A 12,349-nucleotide genomic window follows, 5' to 3' on the forward strand; every position below is an offset into this window, starting at 1 on the left:
GAAGACGATCACGAGCAGGCAGGACGCTCAGGATGTACTGCGGCGTCAGGAAGCGAGCAGAAGGCTGTCACCGCGCTCCTTGGCGGCGGCGTAACGTCTGGCCACGTCCTGCCAACTGACGACGACTCCTGTCCGGTCGTCCCGCCCGTCAGAGGGCGGGGCGGCGTCCCAACTGTCTCCACAGGGTCGGCCTCGCCGCCGAGTTCCTTGCCGTTCCGGCCGGGCGACGCTGCGGGGCTTCTCGCAGGTCTCCTCGATCTCGCGTTCGGGGCTGGACTGAGCGGTGACTCCCGCGCCCGCGCGCAGCCACGTCTCGTCGCCCTCACCGATGAGTGTGCGCAGGACCAGGGCGGCGTCGAAGGCGCCGCCGCTGCTTTCCCGGAAGACCGCGCCGCCGTACAGACCGCGGGGTCCCTCCTCGTGCATCAGTCGAAGCGCCAACCGTTCGTCAGACCCGGTGACGTCTGCGCGGTTCAGTCCGTCCCGAGGCACTCACCGGGTGAACCTCCCCGGCCGACCCGTCGTTGGAGGCGGATAAAGAACCCCGAGTCAGAGAGTTGGTTACCGTGCAGAAGAGGCTGAAATCCCTGATGGGAACCGCGCTGGCCGGCGTCGCCTGCTCCGCTGTGCTGGTGGCGACGCCCGCGCACGCGGAGCAGCAGTACACCGTGCAGAGCGTAGCCACCGGCCGATGTCTGTCCGGACAGGCCGACCGCACCGTCCGCCAGGGCCCGTGCGACGCCAACGCCAAGTGGATGGAGGTCTACCGCCGCAGCAGCACGACACCCGACATGGCGGGCCAGATGCTGGTGCACGTGGCCACGGGCATGTGCCTCGACCACAACTACGACAGGACGGGCATCGAGCCCTACCTGTCGCCATGCAGCGTCGACGACTACGGTCAGCTCATCGGCATGATCTCCAAGGGCGGCAACCGCATCAGGATCGGCGCCGCGGACGGGGAATGGAGGCTGACCGCCTGGAACACCGGGTCGGTCAGTTTCGAGCTGTACCAGGACTCCAACGACAAGCAGCTCTGGGCGACCATCTGACCACCCGCCACCCGTCCCACCGGGGGCTGTAAGGTCCCCGCCCGCGACGCCGGGTCCGACGAGCGGCTGCGGTGCCCCGTCCGCGACGCGGCCGCTCGTCGTCATGCCCTGGCACACCAGCCGGTCCTGGGGAAGCTCAGACAGCGTCCCACTTCTGCTTGTTGACGACGTCCACGTCTCCGGCCGGCCTCACGGACACCCCGCCGTCGTTCCACCCCGTCAGCCGTGTACCGAAGGCGACCGGCGACATCGCGCCGTCGCTGCCGAACGTCCAGACCTGGCCCAGGTCCTGGTCGGAGCAACCCGACAGATAGACGCTGCTTCCGTTGGTGTCCAAGCAGAGTCCTGTCGCCTCGTGCCTGATCATGGCGAAGCCGTACCTCGGGTCCACGACCGACGTGGTCCATCCGGTCCGAGGGCTCGACGTGCCGGCGAGTGAGCAGTCGTACTGGCTCACCGTGCGGTCCTTCCCGGCCAGACACAGACCTGTGTGGCGGTTCTTGTAGATGTGTGCGGTGTCGGCCTGACTGGGAGTGACGGACATGACGACGAGGGCGACAGCGCCGGTGGCCGCCGTAGTCAGTGTCTTCAGCTTGTGGTTCACGACATCCTCCTCGGGAAACAGCATCGCGTCGGCAGCAGTGACCGTTCGATCCCTGCTACGAGGGCTGTACCGACGTGGTTCACCGAGTGTTCGGTCCGGTGCTTCGTGTCCGGTTCCGGGCCGGCAGGGGGTGTTCAGAGGGCCTGGAGCTGGGTGAGGAGTTGCAGGGTGTCGGAGTTGAGCCAGTACTCGACGAACCTGCCGTTCTTCATGCGCAGGGTGTCGGTGCCGGTGAAGGTGACGGTGGTGCCGGGCTGGGCCTTGGCTCCGGGGAAGCCGCCGGCGTAGGTGCCGGTGGCGGTCCAGCGTACGGAGGCGCGGTCGCCGGCGGCCAGAGGGTCGATCTGCAGGGAGAAGCGCAGGTCGGGGAAGGCGGCGCGGGTCTGCGAGATCCAGGCCACCAGGCCGTCCGCGCCGCGGATGCCGCTGCCGTCGCCTCCGTCGAGGAGGGCGGCGTGGACCGTGAAGCGCGGCGAGATGATGCCCGGGGCCTGGGTGTAGTCGCCGTTCCACAGGCGCAGCCACGCATCGAGCATCGCCTCGGTCTGCTTCACGGTGCCCCGGTGGTGCTGCGCCGTGACCGAGTGGGCGGCGGGGGTGGCGGACGGGACGGACGCCGCGGCGGTCGTGCCGCCGACGGCCAGGGCTGCCAGCGCCGCGGGGACGAGCAGACGCATCCGGTTGCGTGCGGTGATGTTCATGATGGTTCCTCGCTGATCAGTGGGACGAAGGGCGGTGTGAGTCGGTGCGGGTCCGGCTGGGGTGTCAGTCGGTGCAGGTGGTGCCGGGGGCGGGCAGAGAACGGGTGGTCAGGTAGCGGTTGGTGGCGTCGCGCACGCACTGGGAGAGCAGGAACATGCTGTAGTCGTCGCCTTCGCGGCTGAGGACGACGCTGCCGGGCAGTTGGGCCGCCATGGCGGGGCCCGCGCTGTGTGGAGCGAGCGCCTGGTGGGTGGACTGCACGATCAGCGCGGGGGGCGCGCCGTGGACGGGGGCCCCGGCCGGAACGGGGTGCGCGGGGAGGGGCCAGCCGAGGCAGCCGGTGAGGGCGGTCCAGGAGCGTACGGCCCCGCCCAGGTGCGGGGAGATCCGTGCAAGGTCGGTGCGCAACCGGGTGAGCTGGTCGAACGTCGTCACCGGGCGTGCGGTGTCCAGGCAGGCGGGGACCTGGACCTGGACGGGGTCGAGGGTGTCGTCGGGTTCGTAGGTGAAGTCGGTCACGTCGCCCGCCTGTGCCTTGACGACGGCTCGCGCGAGGGCGGGCCAGGTGACGCCGGAGAGGGTCAGGTAGTCCTGGGTGGCGGTGCGGATGTCCTCGCCGGTCAGTGTCCGGCTGCCGTCGGCGGTGGGGATCGGGGTGTGGTCGGCGCGGGCGACGAGAGCGTCGTACTCGGCCGCGGCGTCCTTGCCGTGCAGGGCGCAGTCGGTGGCCGCCGCGCACCAGGCGGTGAAGCGGTCGAACGCCTTCTCGGCTGTGGCCGCTTCGCGGCGGATGCGTTCGGTGGGCGTGGTGGTGTCGTCCAGCGCCGTGTCGAGGACCATGGTGCGCAGCCGGCCGGGGTAGAGGTCGGCGTAGGTGCGTCCGAGCAAGGTGCTGTAGTGGATGCCGTACCAGTCGAGCTGCTTCTCGCCGAGGCCGGTGCGGACGGCTTCGAAGTCCCGTGCGGTGCTGGTGAGGTCGGTGTGGGCGACCAGCGGGCCGTTGCGTCGGAGGCAGTCGGCGGCGAAGGCACGGTTGTGGGCCACGAGTCTGTCGAACGCGGCCCGGTTGCGCGGGAAGTGGGTGACGCCGGCGGGCTTGAGGGGGGTGGCGCAGCGGATCGGCGTACTGTGCCCGACTCCGCGTGGGTCGACGGCGACCAGGTCGAAGTCGCGGCTCATGGCGCCGGCGAACGAGGGGAAGCCGATGCGCATGGCGAGGCGGAGTTGTTCGATCGACGATCCGCCGGCTCCGTCGTTGAGCAGGAGCGTGCCACGGCGGTGCGCCTGGTCGTCGGCCGGGCGGCGGACCATGGCGAGAGTGAGGGTTCCGGCGCGTGGGTGGGCGTGGTCGACGGGGACCCGCAGTGTGCCGCACTGCATTCCCTCGAACTCCGTGTCGGAGCAGGCGCTCCAGTCGATGCGGCTCGCGGGGGTGGCCGCCCGGCCCTGGGCCGGTGCGGCGGCCGCCGGCGTGGCGAGGGCGGCCGTGGCGAGGAGGGTGGCGGTGAGGATGCGCCGGATGTGGGCGCGCGGTCTGGGCATGGGGCTGTTCTCCTGGGGACGCGCCGGCGGCGCGGGTGACGGGGGGACCGTGCGGGGACGGGGGCACGTGGGTGTGCCGGTCTCCGCGTGGGGCGGTCAGGCGTGCAGGACGACCTTTCCGGCGACGGTGCCGGACTCGGCCAGGCGCATCGCCTCGGCGGCTCGGGTGAGGGGCAGTTCGGCGGCGATCCGGGCGGTGATCTGGCCTCGCCGGAGCGCCGTGAAGACCTCGGTGAGGTCGGCACGCAGCCGGGCCCGGAACCGGTTCTTGGACAGGGCGCGGCCGGCCCAGACGTTGAAGAAGTAGGCACGGCGGCCGTTGGGCAGAGTGTTCCAGAGCCACACCCGGCCGAGCAGCTTGAGCACGGGCCACTGCTTGGAGCCCTCGTCGTCGCGGGTGGAGGCGCTGCCGTAGGACACGAGGGTGCCGCCGGGCGCGAGCAGGTGCCAGGAGTCGACGACACTGCGGCCGCCGACGTGGTCGAAGACGGCGTCCACACCGCCCGGGGCCAGCTCACGGACCCTGGCAGGGAGGTTTTCGGTGCGGTAGTCGATCGGCGTCACGCCCTGTGCGCGCAGGGCGGCGTGGTGGCGCGCGGAAGCGGTGCCGATCACCCGCGCACCCGCTGCGTGGGCGAGCTGGACGAGGACCGAGCCGACTCCGCCGTTGGCTCCGTGCACCAGGACGGTCTGCCCGGCACGGACGCGGGCCTTGCGGTGCAGCATCTGCCAGGCCGTGATGCCGTTGATCACCACGGTCTCCGCCTCCACGGCGCCGATCCCGTCCGGCACGGGCACCACGTCGGCGGCGTCGACGACCACGTGGCTGGCCCAGCCGCCGACCTTCAGCAGGGCGGCCACCCGGGTGCCGGCCAGGCCCGCGGTGACTCCCTCGCCGGTTTCGACGACGGTGCCGACCAGGTCGTATCCGGGGACGAACGGAAAGGGCGGCTGGTCGTAGTAGCGGCCACGGCGCATCTGCTGCTCGGCGAAGGAGACACCGGTCGCCTCCATCCGCACGACGACCTGCCCCGGAGCGGGGGCCGGGACGGGCCGTCGCCGCACCTGGAGGCCCTCGGGCTCGACCTTGCCCGGCAGTACGACCTCGACCATCGCTCCAGCGTTCATGACGACCTCCATCGACTTCCACCTCGTTAGCGGGTGGCGCTTACGTTAGAAGTTATAACTGGCCGCTTGTGTGACAGTCAAGAGCGTTCGTAATAGGCTCTAACCAGGAGCCCGCACCGAGCGACTCGCCCGGCTTCCGACAGCCGGTCACCGATCCAGGGAAGAAAGGACACCCGCATGACCGTCGCGGGCACGCAGACACCACGCGAGCGTTACCGGGCCCAGCTCCGGGCCGAGATCAAGCAGCGCGCCTGGGAGCAGATCGCCACCGCCGGGGCGCCGGGACTGTCACTGAACGCCATCGCCAAGCAGATGGGCATGAGCGGCCCCGCGCTCTACCGGTACTTCGCCGGCCGGGACGAGCTGATCACCGAACTGATCCGCGACGCCTACCGCAGCCTCGCCGACGCCCTGCGCACCGCCGCCGCGTCGGGTGCGGACCTGGCCGGACTGGGACACACGCTGCGCGCCTGGGCCCTGGAGGACCCCCAGCGCTACTTCCTCGTCTACGGCACACCAGTGCCCGGCTACGAGGCGCCCGAGGACACCCTCGTGATCGCCTCAGAGATCATGAACGTTCTCCTGGACGCCGCCCAGCCGCCCGGCACCGCCGCGAGCACCCCTCCCGACGGCCACCCCGACACCCGCCTGGAGGCCCACCTCGCCCAGCACCGCCAGTGGGCGGCCGACCACCCGGCGGCGCCGGCCGCCCTCCGCCGCGCGCTGCGCTTCTGGACCCGCCTGCACGGCATCCTCTCCCTGGAACTGGCGGGCCACTTCACCGGCATGGGGCTCGACCCGGCCGAACTGTACGACAGTGAACTGCGCCATCTGAGCCAGTAGACGGCGGTCACGGCAGGAGGCGGGGCGACGGAGCCGCCCCGCCGAACCGCAGAAGCCGGCCGGCCGAGCGGGCGTGATCAGAGCGTTCCGGTGTTCGACCGGTGGCCCGCAGTGAGGGACCGGACCGGGGCGGCTCGCCTCACAGGGGTCCCCAGGTCTCGGCCTGCCGGCATAGCTGACGCTGCACCAGTGCGACGGACGGGTCCGCGGGTCCGCGGCGCGTGACGAGGTAGAGGGTGTTGAGCGGCTGGATCTGCGTATGGTGCAGCAGTTCGAGCGAGCCGGCGGCGAGTGCGGGGTCGGCCAGGTAGCGCGGCAGTACGGATATCCCGGCGCCGGCGATGACGGCGGTCAGCACGGCCCGCAGGTCGGGCACGATCATCGAGACCGGATTGGGTGGCCGGCGGCCGAACTCGCTTCGCCAGTACCGGCGGATGATCGGCAGTTCCCCGCTGTAGGCCACGATCGGCAGATGGGCGAGTGCCGCCAGCGGGTCTTCGGCCAGCCACTTCCGGTCGATCGAACGGGCCGTCGTGGGGGTCGCCACCAGGACGAACTCCTCATCCACGAACGGCATGGCGGTGAGAGCGCGCCGGCCGGCCGAGGGCCGGACGGAGGACACGACCAGGTCCAGTTCGCCGTCGGCGAGGCCGGTCAGCAGGTCCTCGGCCAGTCCGAGCGTGAAACGCAGGTGCAGGCCCCCACTGGCCAAGGGCGCCAGCGCCGGGATCAGCCGGGAGGCGGTCAGCTCCCCTGCCGCGCCGAGCCGGACCGTGCCGCCACGAGCCTGGCCGTCGGCGTCCTGCGCCAAGGCGCCCCGCAACTGGTCCAGCGGAGCGGCGACGCGCCGGGCGAGCTCGTGCGCGGACGGCGTCGGGACGGCCCCGCGCCGGGAGCGTTCGAAGAGCACCGTGTCCATCTGGTCCTCCAGACGCGCCAACTGACCACTGACGGCGGGCTGGGAGACACCCAGAGCCGCGGCGGCGGCGGTCAGTGAGCCGCGGCGGTAGATCTCCAGGAAGGTCGCCAGCAGATCGAGGTCGCTCATGCAAGGAGGCTACATAAGAATGCTTATGGAACGCGCCGACCGACTACGGGATTTTGATGGAAAGTAGAAGGCGTCCGACACACACCGACTCACCGGAGCAGCCCGCCATGGCGAAAATTCTCATGATCATCTCGGCCGCGGACACCCTGATCCTGGCCGACGGCAGCGCTCACCCCACCGGCTACTGGGCGGAGGAAGTGGCCGCGTCCCACAAGGTGCTCGTCGAAGCCGGCCACCAGGTGGACATCGCCACCCCCGCCGGAACCCGCCCCACCGTGGATCCCATCTCGCTGGACGAGCGGGGCGGTGTGGAGGCGGCCGACGGCGCCGAGTTCCGCACCTATCTGGACTCGATCGCCGCGAGCCTCGACACGCCGCTCAACCTCGCTTCGGTCAAGGCCACCGACTACGACGCGCTCTACCTGCCCGGCGGTCACGCGCCCATGGCCGACCTGGCGGACGACCCCGCACTGGGCACCCTGCTCACCGAGGCCGACCAGCGCGGTCGGACCATCGCCGCGCTGTGCCACGGCGTCGCCGCTCTGCTCAGCGCGACCGACGCCACCGGGACCTTCCTGTTCGCCGGCCGCAGCCTCACCGGCTTCACGAACGACGAAGAACGCCAGGGCGGCCTCGGCGACGCCACGCCGTGGCTCGTCGAGGACCGCCTCAGTGAGCGCGGTGCGCACTTCCGGGCTGGCGCCCCGTGGTCGGACACCGTCGTCGTCGACGGCAACCTGATCACCGGGCAGAACCCGCAGTCCAGCGTGACCACGGCGAAGGAAGTCCTCGCGGCCCTGCGGAGCGCCTGACCGGCAGCCGCCCGACCGCACGAGGAGGGCGGCGGAAGCGGGGCGGTACGGGGGCCCCGCGACCGGGCGGGTGCACCGGCGGCACGGGTACCTTCGCCGATGGACGGCCGACTGCCGGCGAAACGTCCCGCTGTCACTCACCGCTGTAATACGAGGGCGGCATCACTGGCATCGGTGGCAGGTCGCGGGCGAAGTCGTGCCAGTACTGGGCCGTTTCGCTCGTCCGCTTCACCTCCCGGGCCGGCCCGGGAGGAGCCGGCCAGAACTGGAGGAGGTAGTGGTCCACCGGGGACCCGCCGCCAGCTCCGGTGTCCGCCTCCCTTCCGTCGTCCATGCCCGTGGCGCAGTACCGGACCCGGTAGGCCGGCTCCGGGAGGGCGAAGTCCGAGCGTCGCCGGCCACCCCACTCGACCAGGCTCGCACTGGGCGAGATGGGGGTGAAGGACACCTCGACCACCTCCTCCCAGGTGTCGTCGACGGGCGGTGGGGTCTCGTGCAGTTCGAGCGAGAGACCTACCCGGCCCGTATGCAGACCGGTCGCCAGGAGAAGCGTCCCCTTTGCCGCCGCACCGCAGAGCCCGACGCCCTGTCCGGCGTACGCCGTCATCAAGTCGGGGCCGCGCCTGCTCTCCAGGCTGCTGACGTAGAAGTGGTTGTAGTGGACGTCCACCGCACCGCTGAACTGCTCTCGCACCACCGGCCTCCTTCGCGGGCGCAAGCTGCTGACATGCCGAGCCGTGTCTCGCCGTACTGCTTCCGGCTGGATCACCCCAGCGGAGATCACCCGGCCTCGGCGTTGCCGGTGTCGGTGTCGGTGCCGGTGTCGGGCGATGTGCGGAACCGGTGGTAGAGGGGAGCGCACAGGGTGGCCAGCAACATGCCACACGCGATCTGGAAGGCCCAGCGGAGCAAGCCGTCCGGAGCACCGGGGACACGGTCCAGCAAGGTGTGGGTGAACGGGTAGGCGACCATCGCGGCGGCCAGCACCCACCACCAGGGACCGGACCATCGACCTCTCGCGGTGGCGGTGGTGCCGAGGGCGATGACGATCACGAGGGCCATGAGAGCGGTGAGGAGGGTGTGCACGAGAACTGCCTTCCGCCGGAGACGGCTTGTAGCTGATGCGGGGGATGAGGGGATGGCCTGAGCGGCTCCTCCACTCCCTCTCTCGCTACGGCCGACTCCCCTGACCGGTTCGACGCGTCGTCGCACTTTCCTCCGACCTCGACAGGTCACCTCGGGAGGTCGCCGAGAGGGGTCGGCATGAAGGGGCGTGGCGACATCGATCTACATGACATTCATTTTCATGTATCGTCTGTCCCGCTTACCGATCACACCCGGAGGTCCTCATGGCCGTACCCAAACGCAAGATGTCGCGCAGCAACACCCGGCACCGTCGCGCCCAGTGGAAGGCCACGACACCGCAGTTGGTGACGGTCACGGTGGACGGTGTGCCGTACCTCGTTCCGCAGCGACTGGCCAAGGCGTACGAGCGCGGTCTCCTCCGCCCGGAGGGCTGAACCCGGCGTGACCCACGCCCCCTCGCCGCGCCTTCCCGTCACCGTCCGGCCCGGTACACATCTGTGCCGGAGAGGCCGCTCATGGACGACAGAAGAAGCCGCTACGGGTTCGGACGCTTCGACGATCTCCTGAGCCTCACCGGCGCGTTGCCGCGCACCCGTCTCGTCGATCGATGTACGACTCCGGCACCGTCACCATCGGCCGCCCGAGGGACAGATCGTGTGCGCGCCGGACCTCCGGCGAGCGGCCCGGCCGAGGAGGCAGCCGCCGACGATGAGCGCCGTGGCGAGGGCCCATGCCATGACGCCCGGCGCGGGCCGGCGCCTGCCGTACACCGTGGGCACCGGCTCGGGGGCCGGGACGGTGGACAGCAGCGACATCACCCACGCGTCGCTCTCCTGTTCCGCCCGGCAGGAGCGGCAGCCCCGCAGGTGCAGGCCCACCAAGAAGTCGTCCTCGGCGGCCAGGCCGCTGAGTGCCCGGACGGCAAGGCTGTGCCTCACGTGCTCGCAGTCCACGGTTGCCTCCCGGCTCCTCGGTTTCCGTGTTCATCACCGCCACGGCCACGCCGGACCGCCGGTTCGCCCGGCCCCGTCCCAACTGCGGCCGGTGCTTCGCGCAGGGCGCCGCCCGCCAGGGGAGTACAGGCGGCGTCCTCTTCGGGAGAACGGGTGCGTCGGCGATCCGGTTCACCGCCGGTACGGACGTACGTTCCGCGCCGGGTCCCGTATGTCACGTCGCCGTGACGGTGGTGTCCGGATCGGGTGACCCCATCGAACCCGTTCGTGGACCGGCCCGTCATGCAGGTCGAGAACGCAAGCCCACGGCACCCGCCGCGGGCCGCTCACCGACCGAGAGGTACCACCCGTCATGAACCGCCGCCTGCGCGCCGCCCTCACCGTCTGCGCCGCCCTGACCGCCGGAGTGCTCGTGACCGCCTGCGAGAACGGCGGCACCGACGCGTCCGACGCGCCGGCCACGACCGCCACCGCCACCGCCACCGGGGCCACCGGCTCGGGCGCGTCGAGCCCCGCCGCCGGCACATCGGGCGATACCGCCGGCAAGTCCGGCAGCGGCACCGGGACGGACAGCGGGTCCGACTCGTCCGCCGGTGACACCGCCACCGCCGAGGCCGCCGCCGGGTCCGGGTCCGGGTCCGGTGTCGGCCAGAGCTGCGGCACCAATGACCTGTCCTGGTCCGCCAAGCCCATGACCCAGGCCGGTGGTTACTACCAGATCAGCGTCAAGGCCAAGTCCGGCATCACCTGCGTCCTGCCCGGCGGCCTGCCCGTCATCGCCTTCGGCTCCGGCGGCACCGAGGCCGGCCCCGCCGAGCAGGTCGCGGGCGAGGAGATGACCCTCAGCGGTGCCAAGACGGCGTACGCCGGCGTCAATCCGAACAGCACCAACAGCGACACCGGCGTGGAGTACACCACGGTCATCGTCTCCGTCAGCCAGGACGACCCCAACCCCATCTCCCTGAAGGTGCCGAACGTCGTCGTCGACAAGCCGATCGTCACCAACTGGCACACCGACCCGGCCGACGCCGTCCCGTTCACCTCCTGAACCGTGCCGCGAGCTGAACCGACCGTCATGTCATGGTCGTCCGGCTCCCAGGCGCTGAGCCGGTCGAGGACACGCCGGTCTCCGTCGACACGCGGGGAAGCCGCCTCCCCAGCTCCTGGGCCTGCCGCCGGGGACCGCGAAGTCCCGTGGGTACTACGCGATGCGGTCCCGCGAGCGGGCGCTGAGCGCCCGCGGGGTCCCCCGGAGGATCTGCCACCGCGGGTCCCGCGACCGGTGAACCGCACCCGCGACCGGCCCGTTGAAGGGGATGCTCGGGTCGTGGGGGCCCGTGCACGGATTCCCGGTCTCTCCCCGGGGCCGGGAATCCGGCTTTACGGTGTGCGGCGAGCGGACGTTCCGGGTGCGAGGCCGCGGCATACGGTCCTCAGGCCGGGACCGCCGGTCGGCACGGGGCGTGAACTGAGGCCCCGAAGTGCGCGTTGGTGGGTGTCTGAGGGGTCGTGACAGCGCCGGACGGCGCGTCCGCGGGCTCCTCACCCGACCATCACACACCAGGGACCTCATGACTCAGAGAACCAGACGGCTGCCGAACACCTACCGAGTGGCCACCGCGGCCGCCGTGGCCGGGACCGCGCTGCTGTCCCTCGCGGCGCCGACGCAGGCCGCCCCGGACGGACCGAACTACGTGGCCATGGGCGACTCCTACGCCTCGGGAGCAGGGCTCTCCAAGGTGAAGGACACGGCGTGCGACCGCACCACGGGCAGCTACCCCACCACCCTGTCCGGTACCCCCGCCGGCAAGAACCGCGCCTTCAAGGACGTCACCTGCAGCGGTGCCACCACCCGGAGCATCTGGAACCACCAGGGCTCCACGCCACCGCAGATCAACGCCCTGACGCCGAACACCAAGCTGGTCACGCTGACGATCGGCGGCAATGACATCGGGTTCACCGATGTGCTGGCCACCTGCGCGCTCGTGGCCTTCTCGGACCCCGACGGCAGCCCCTGCAAGAAGTACTTCACCAACGGCAAGGACGTGCTCGGAGAGCGCATCAACACCCTGGAAGGCCGGGTCGGTGGTGTGATCACCGACATCAGACGGCACAGCCCCGACGCCAAGATCGTCGTCGTCGGCTATCCGGCGCTCTTCCCCGACAACGGTGTGGGGTGCGCCGAAGTGCCGTTCGCCCGACAGGACTTCGCGTTCCTGCGGGACACCACCAAGAAGCTCAACCGTGCGCTGGCCCGCAGGGCGGCGGCAGGCGGCACCGGTGTCGTCTACGCGGACACCTACACGCCGACCATCGGCCACGACATGTGCCAGCCCCGTGATCGCCGGTTCATCGAGTCCCTGGCTCCGGCCAAGGGAACTATGGCGGCACACCCGAACTCGCTGGGTCAGTTCGTCATGGCAGCGGCGGCGTACGACCGCATCATCAACTCGTAAGCGGCATCGCGCCGAACCGACGGCCGTCCGCCACGCAGGCCATGCGTGGTGGGCGGCCTGGCCGTCGTCCCCTCCGAGACCGTGCCGGGCTCATGCCCGCTCCGTCCCCGGAAGGCCGTCGCG

14 protein-coding genes and 1 pseudogene are annotated in these 12,349 nt (G+C 71.0%); 6 read left to right on the plus strand and 9 right to left on the minus strand.

From position 1 onward, the window contains the following. Nucleotides 1-222: 222 nt before the first annotated feature. A pseudogene (locus IE316_RS35820) lies at nucleotides 223-459 on the minus strand (chorismate-binding protein); the annotation flags it as partial. Nucleotides 460-566: 107 nt separating this feature from the next. On the opposite strand from IE316_RS35820, the gene IE316_RS34365 reads away from it, so the two are divergent. Continuing rightward, nucleotides 567-1,052: a ricin-type beta-trefoil lectin domain protein gene (locus tag IE316_RS34365; RefSeq protein ID WP_190208483.1), complete on the plus strand. Its 486-nt coding sequence runs from the start codon at nucleotides 567-569 to the stop codon at nucleotides 1,050-1,052. 136 nt (nucleotides 1,053-1,188) lie between these two features. On the opposite strand, the gene IE316_RS34370 is transcribed toward IE316_RS34365, so the two are convergent. From IE316_RS34370 to IE316_RS34385, 4 genes are all read right to left on the minus strand, one after another. Next, entirely contained in the window at nucleotides 1,189-1,656 is a 468-nt protein-coding gene (locus IE316_RS34370; protein WP_190208484.1) for a ricin-type beta-trefoil lectin domain protein, read from the minus strand. A gap of 134 nt (nucleotides 1,657-1,790) precedes the next feature. After that, the gene (locus tag IE316_RS34375; RefSeq protein ID WP_229910689.1) at nucleotides 1,791-2,357 is read right to left on the minus strand and encodes an ester cyclase; all 567 of its coding nucleotides are present in this window, start codon (nucleotides 2,355-2,357) and stop codon (nucleotides 1,791-1,793) included. A 64-nt stretch (nucleotides 2,358-2,421) separates the two neighbouring features. After that, the gene (locus IE316_RS34380; RefSeq protein ID WP_190208485.1) at nucleotides 2,422-3,900 is read right to left on the minus strand and encodes an alpha/beta fold hydrolase; all 1,479 of its coding nucleotides are present in this window, start codon (nucleotides 3,898-3,900) and stop codon (nucleotides 2,422-2,424) included. Between the two features lie 96 nt (nucleotides 3,901-3,996). Continuing rightward, the gene (locus IE316_RS34385) at nucleotides 3,997-5,028 is read right to left on the minus strand and encodes a medium chain dehydrogenase/reductase family protein (RefSeq protein WP_190208486.1); all 1,032 of its coding nucleotides are present in this window, start codon (nucleotides 5,026-5,028) and stop codon (nucleotides 3,997-3,999) included. Nucleotides 5,029-5,205: 177 nt separating this feature from the next. Here IE316_RS34385 and IE316_RS34390 point away from each other — a divergent pair, with 177 nt between their 5' ends. Then, a complete protein-coding gene (locus tag IE316_RS34390) occupies nucleotides 5,206-5,871 on the plus strand; it encodes a TetR/AcrR family transcriptional regulator (RefSeq protein ID WP_190208487.1) in 666 nt (221 codons plus the stop codon). A 139-nt stretch (nucleotides 5,872-6,010) separates the two neighbouring features. Here the strand turns inward: IE316_RS34390 and IE316_RS34395 are convergent, their stop codons facing one another. Continuing rightward, the gene (locus tag IE316_RS34395) at nucleotides 6,011-6,919 is read right to left on the minus strand and encodes a LysR family transcriptional regulator (RefSeq protein WP_190208488.1); all 909 of its coding nucleotides are present in this window, start codon (nucleotides 6,917-6,919) and stop codon (nucleotides 6,011-6,013) included. 107 nt (nucleotides 6,920-7,026) lie between these two features. Between IE316_RS34395 and IE316_RS34400 the strand changes: the two genes are divergently transcribed. Further along, nucleotides 7,027-7,731 carry a type 1 glutamine amidotransferase domain-containing protein gene (locus IE316_RS34400; protein WP_190208489.1) on the plus strand — a complete coding sequence of 235 codons (705 nt, stop codon included), beginning with the start codon at nucleotides 7,027-7,029 and terminating at the stop codon, nucleotides 7,729-7,731. 133 nt (nucleotides 7,732-7,864) lie between these two features. On the opposite strand, the gene IE316_RS34405 is transcribed toward IE316_RS34400, so the two are convergent. Further along, entirely contained in the window at nucleotides 7,865-8,425 is a 561-nt protein-coding gene (locus IE316_RS34405; RefSeq protein WP_190208490.1) for a hypothetical protein, read from the minus strand. 86 nt (nucleotides 8,426-8,511) lie between these two features. Next, entirely contained in the window at nucleotides 8,512-8,817 is a 306-nt protein-coding gene (locus tag IE316_RS34410) for a hypothetical protein (protein ID WP_190208491.1), read from the minus strand. A 263-nt stretch (nucleotides 8,818-9,080) separates the two neighbouring features. Between IE316_RS34410 and rpmF the strand changes: the two genes are divergently transcribed. Beyond that, nucleotides 9,081-9,251, plus strand: a complete 171-nt coding sequence (gene rpmF / locus IE316_RS34415) for a 50S ribosomal protein L32 (RefSeq protein ID WP_007387878.1) — start codon at nucleotides 9,081-9,083, stop codon at nucleotides 9,249-9,251. A 192-nt stretch (nucleotides 9,252-9,443) separates the two neighbouring features. Here the strand turns inward: rpmF and IE316_RS34420 are convergent, their stop codons facing one another. Continuing rightward, entirely contained in the window at nucleotides 9,444-9,755 is a 312-nt protein-coding gene (locus IE316_RS34420; RefSeq protein WP_190208492.1) for a hypothetical protein, read from the minus strand. A gap of 367 nt (nucleotides 9,756-10,122) precedes the next feature. Between IE316_RS34420 and IE316_RS34425 the strand changes: the two genes are divergently transcribed. Both IE316_RS34425 and IE316_RS34430 read left to right on the plus strand, forming a co-directional pair. Next, nucleotides 10,123-10,818, plus strand: a complete 696-nt coding sequence (locus IE316_RS34425) for a DUF4232 domain-containing protein (protein ID WP_190208493.1) — start codon at nucleotides 10,123-10,125, stop codon at nucleotides 10,816-10,818. Nucleotides 10,819-11,341: 523 nt separating this feature from the next. Next, nucleotides 11,342-12,226: an SGNH/GDSL hydrolase family protein gene (locus tag IE316_RS34430; RefSeq protein ID WP_190208494.1), complete on the plus strand. Its 885-nt coding sequence runs from the start codon at nucleotides 11,342-11,344 to the stop codon at nucleotides 12,224-12,226. Nucleotides 12,227-12,349 lie beyond the last annotated feature (123 nt).

Source organism: Streptomyces fumanus (assembly GCF_014655295.1).
GTDB classification, from domain to species: domain Bacteria; phylum Actinomycetota; class Actinomycetes; order Streptomycetales; family Streptomycetaceae; genus Streptomyces; species Streptomyces fumanus.

Excerpts from the sequence above, each read along its gene's own strand:
- rpmF (WP_007387878.1), top strand. The coding sequence starts at position 9,081 with ATGGCCGTACCCAAACGCAAGATGTCGCGCAGCAACACCCGGCACCGT.
- IE316_RS34425 (WP_190208493.1), top strand. The coding sequence starts at position 10,123 with ATGAACCGCCGCCTGCGCGCCGCCCTCACCGTCTGCGCCGCCCTGACC.
- IE316_RS34430 (WP_190208494.1), top strand. The coding sequence starts at position 11,342 with ATGACTCAGAGAACCAGACGGCTGCCGAACACCTACCGAGTGGCCACC.
- IE316_RS34390 (WP_190208487.1), top strand. The coding sequence starts at position 5,206 with ATGACCGTCGCGGGCACGCAGACACCACGCGAGCGTTACCGGGCCCAG.
- IE316_RS34400 (WP_190208489.1), top strand. The coding sequence starts at position 7,027 with ATGGCGAAAATTCTCATGATCATCTCGGCCGCGGACACCCTGATCCTG.
- IE316_RS34380 (WP_190208485.1), bottom strand. The coding sequence starts at position 3,900 with ATGCCCAGACCGCGCGCCCACATCCGGCGCATCCTCACCGCCACCCTC.
- IE316_RS34385 (WP_190208486.1), bottom strand. The coding sequence starts at position 5,028 with ATGAACGCTGGAGCGATGGTCGAGGTCGTACTGCCGGGCAAGGTCGAG.
- IE316_RS34375 (WP_229910689.1), bottom strand. The coding sequence starts at position 2,357 with ATGAACATCACCGCACGCAACCGGATGCGTCTGCTCGTCCCCGCGGCG.
- IE316_RS34395 (WP_190208488.1), bottom strand. The coding sequence starts at position 6,919 with ATGAGCGACCTCGATCTGCTGGCGACCTTCCTGGAGATCTACCGCCGC.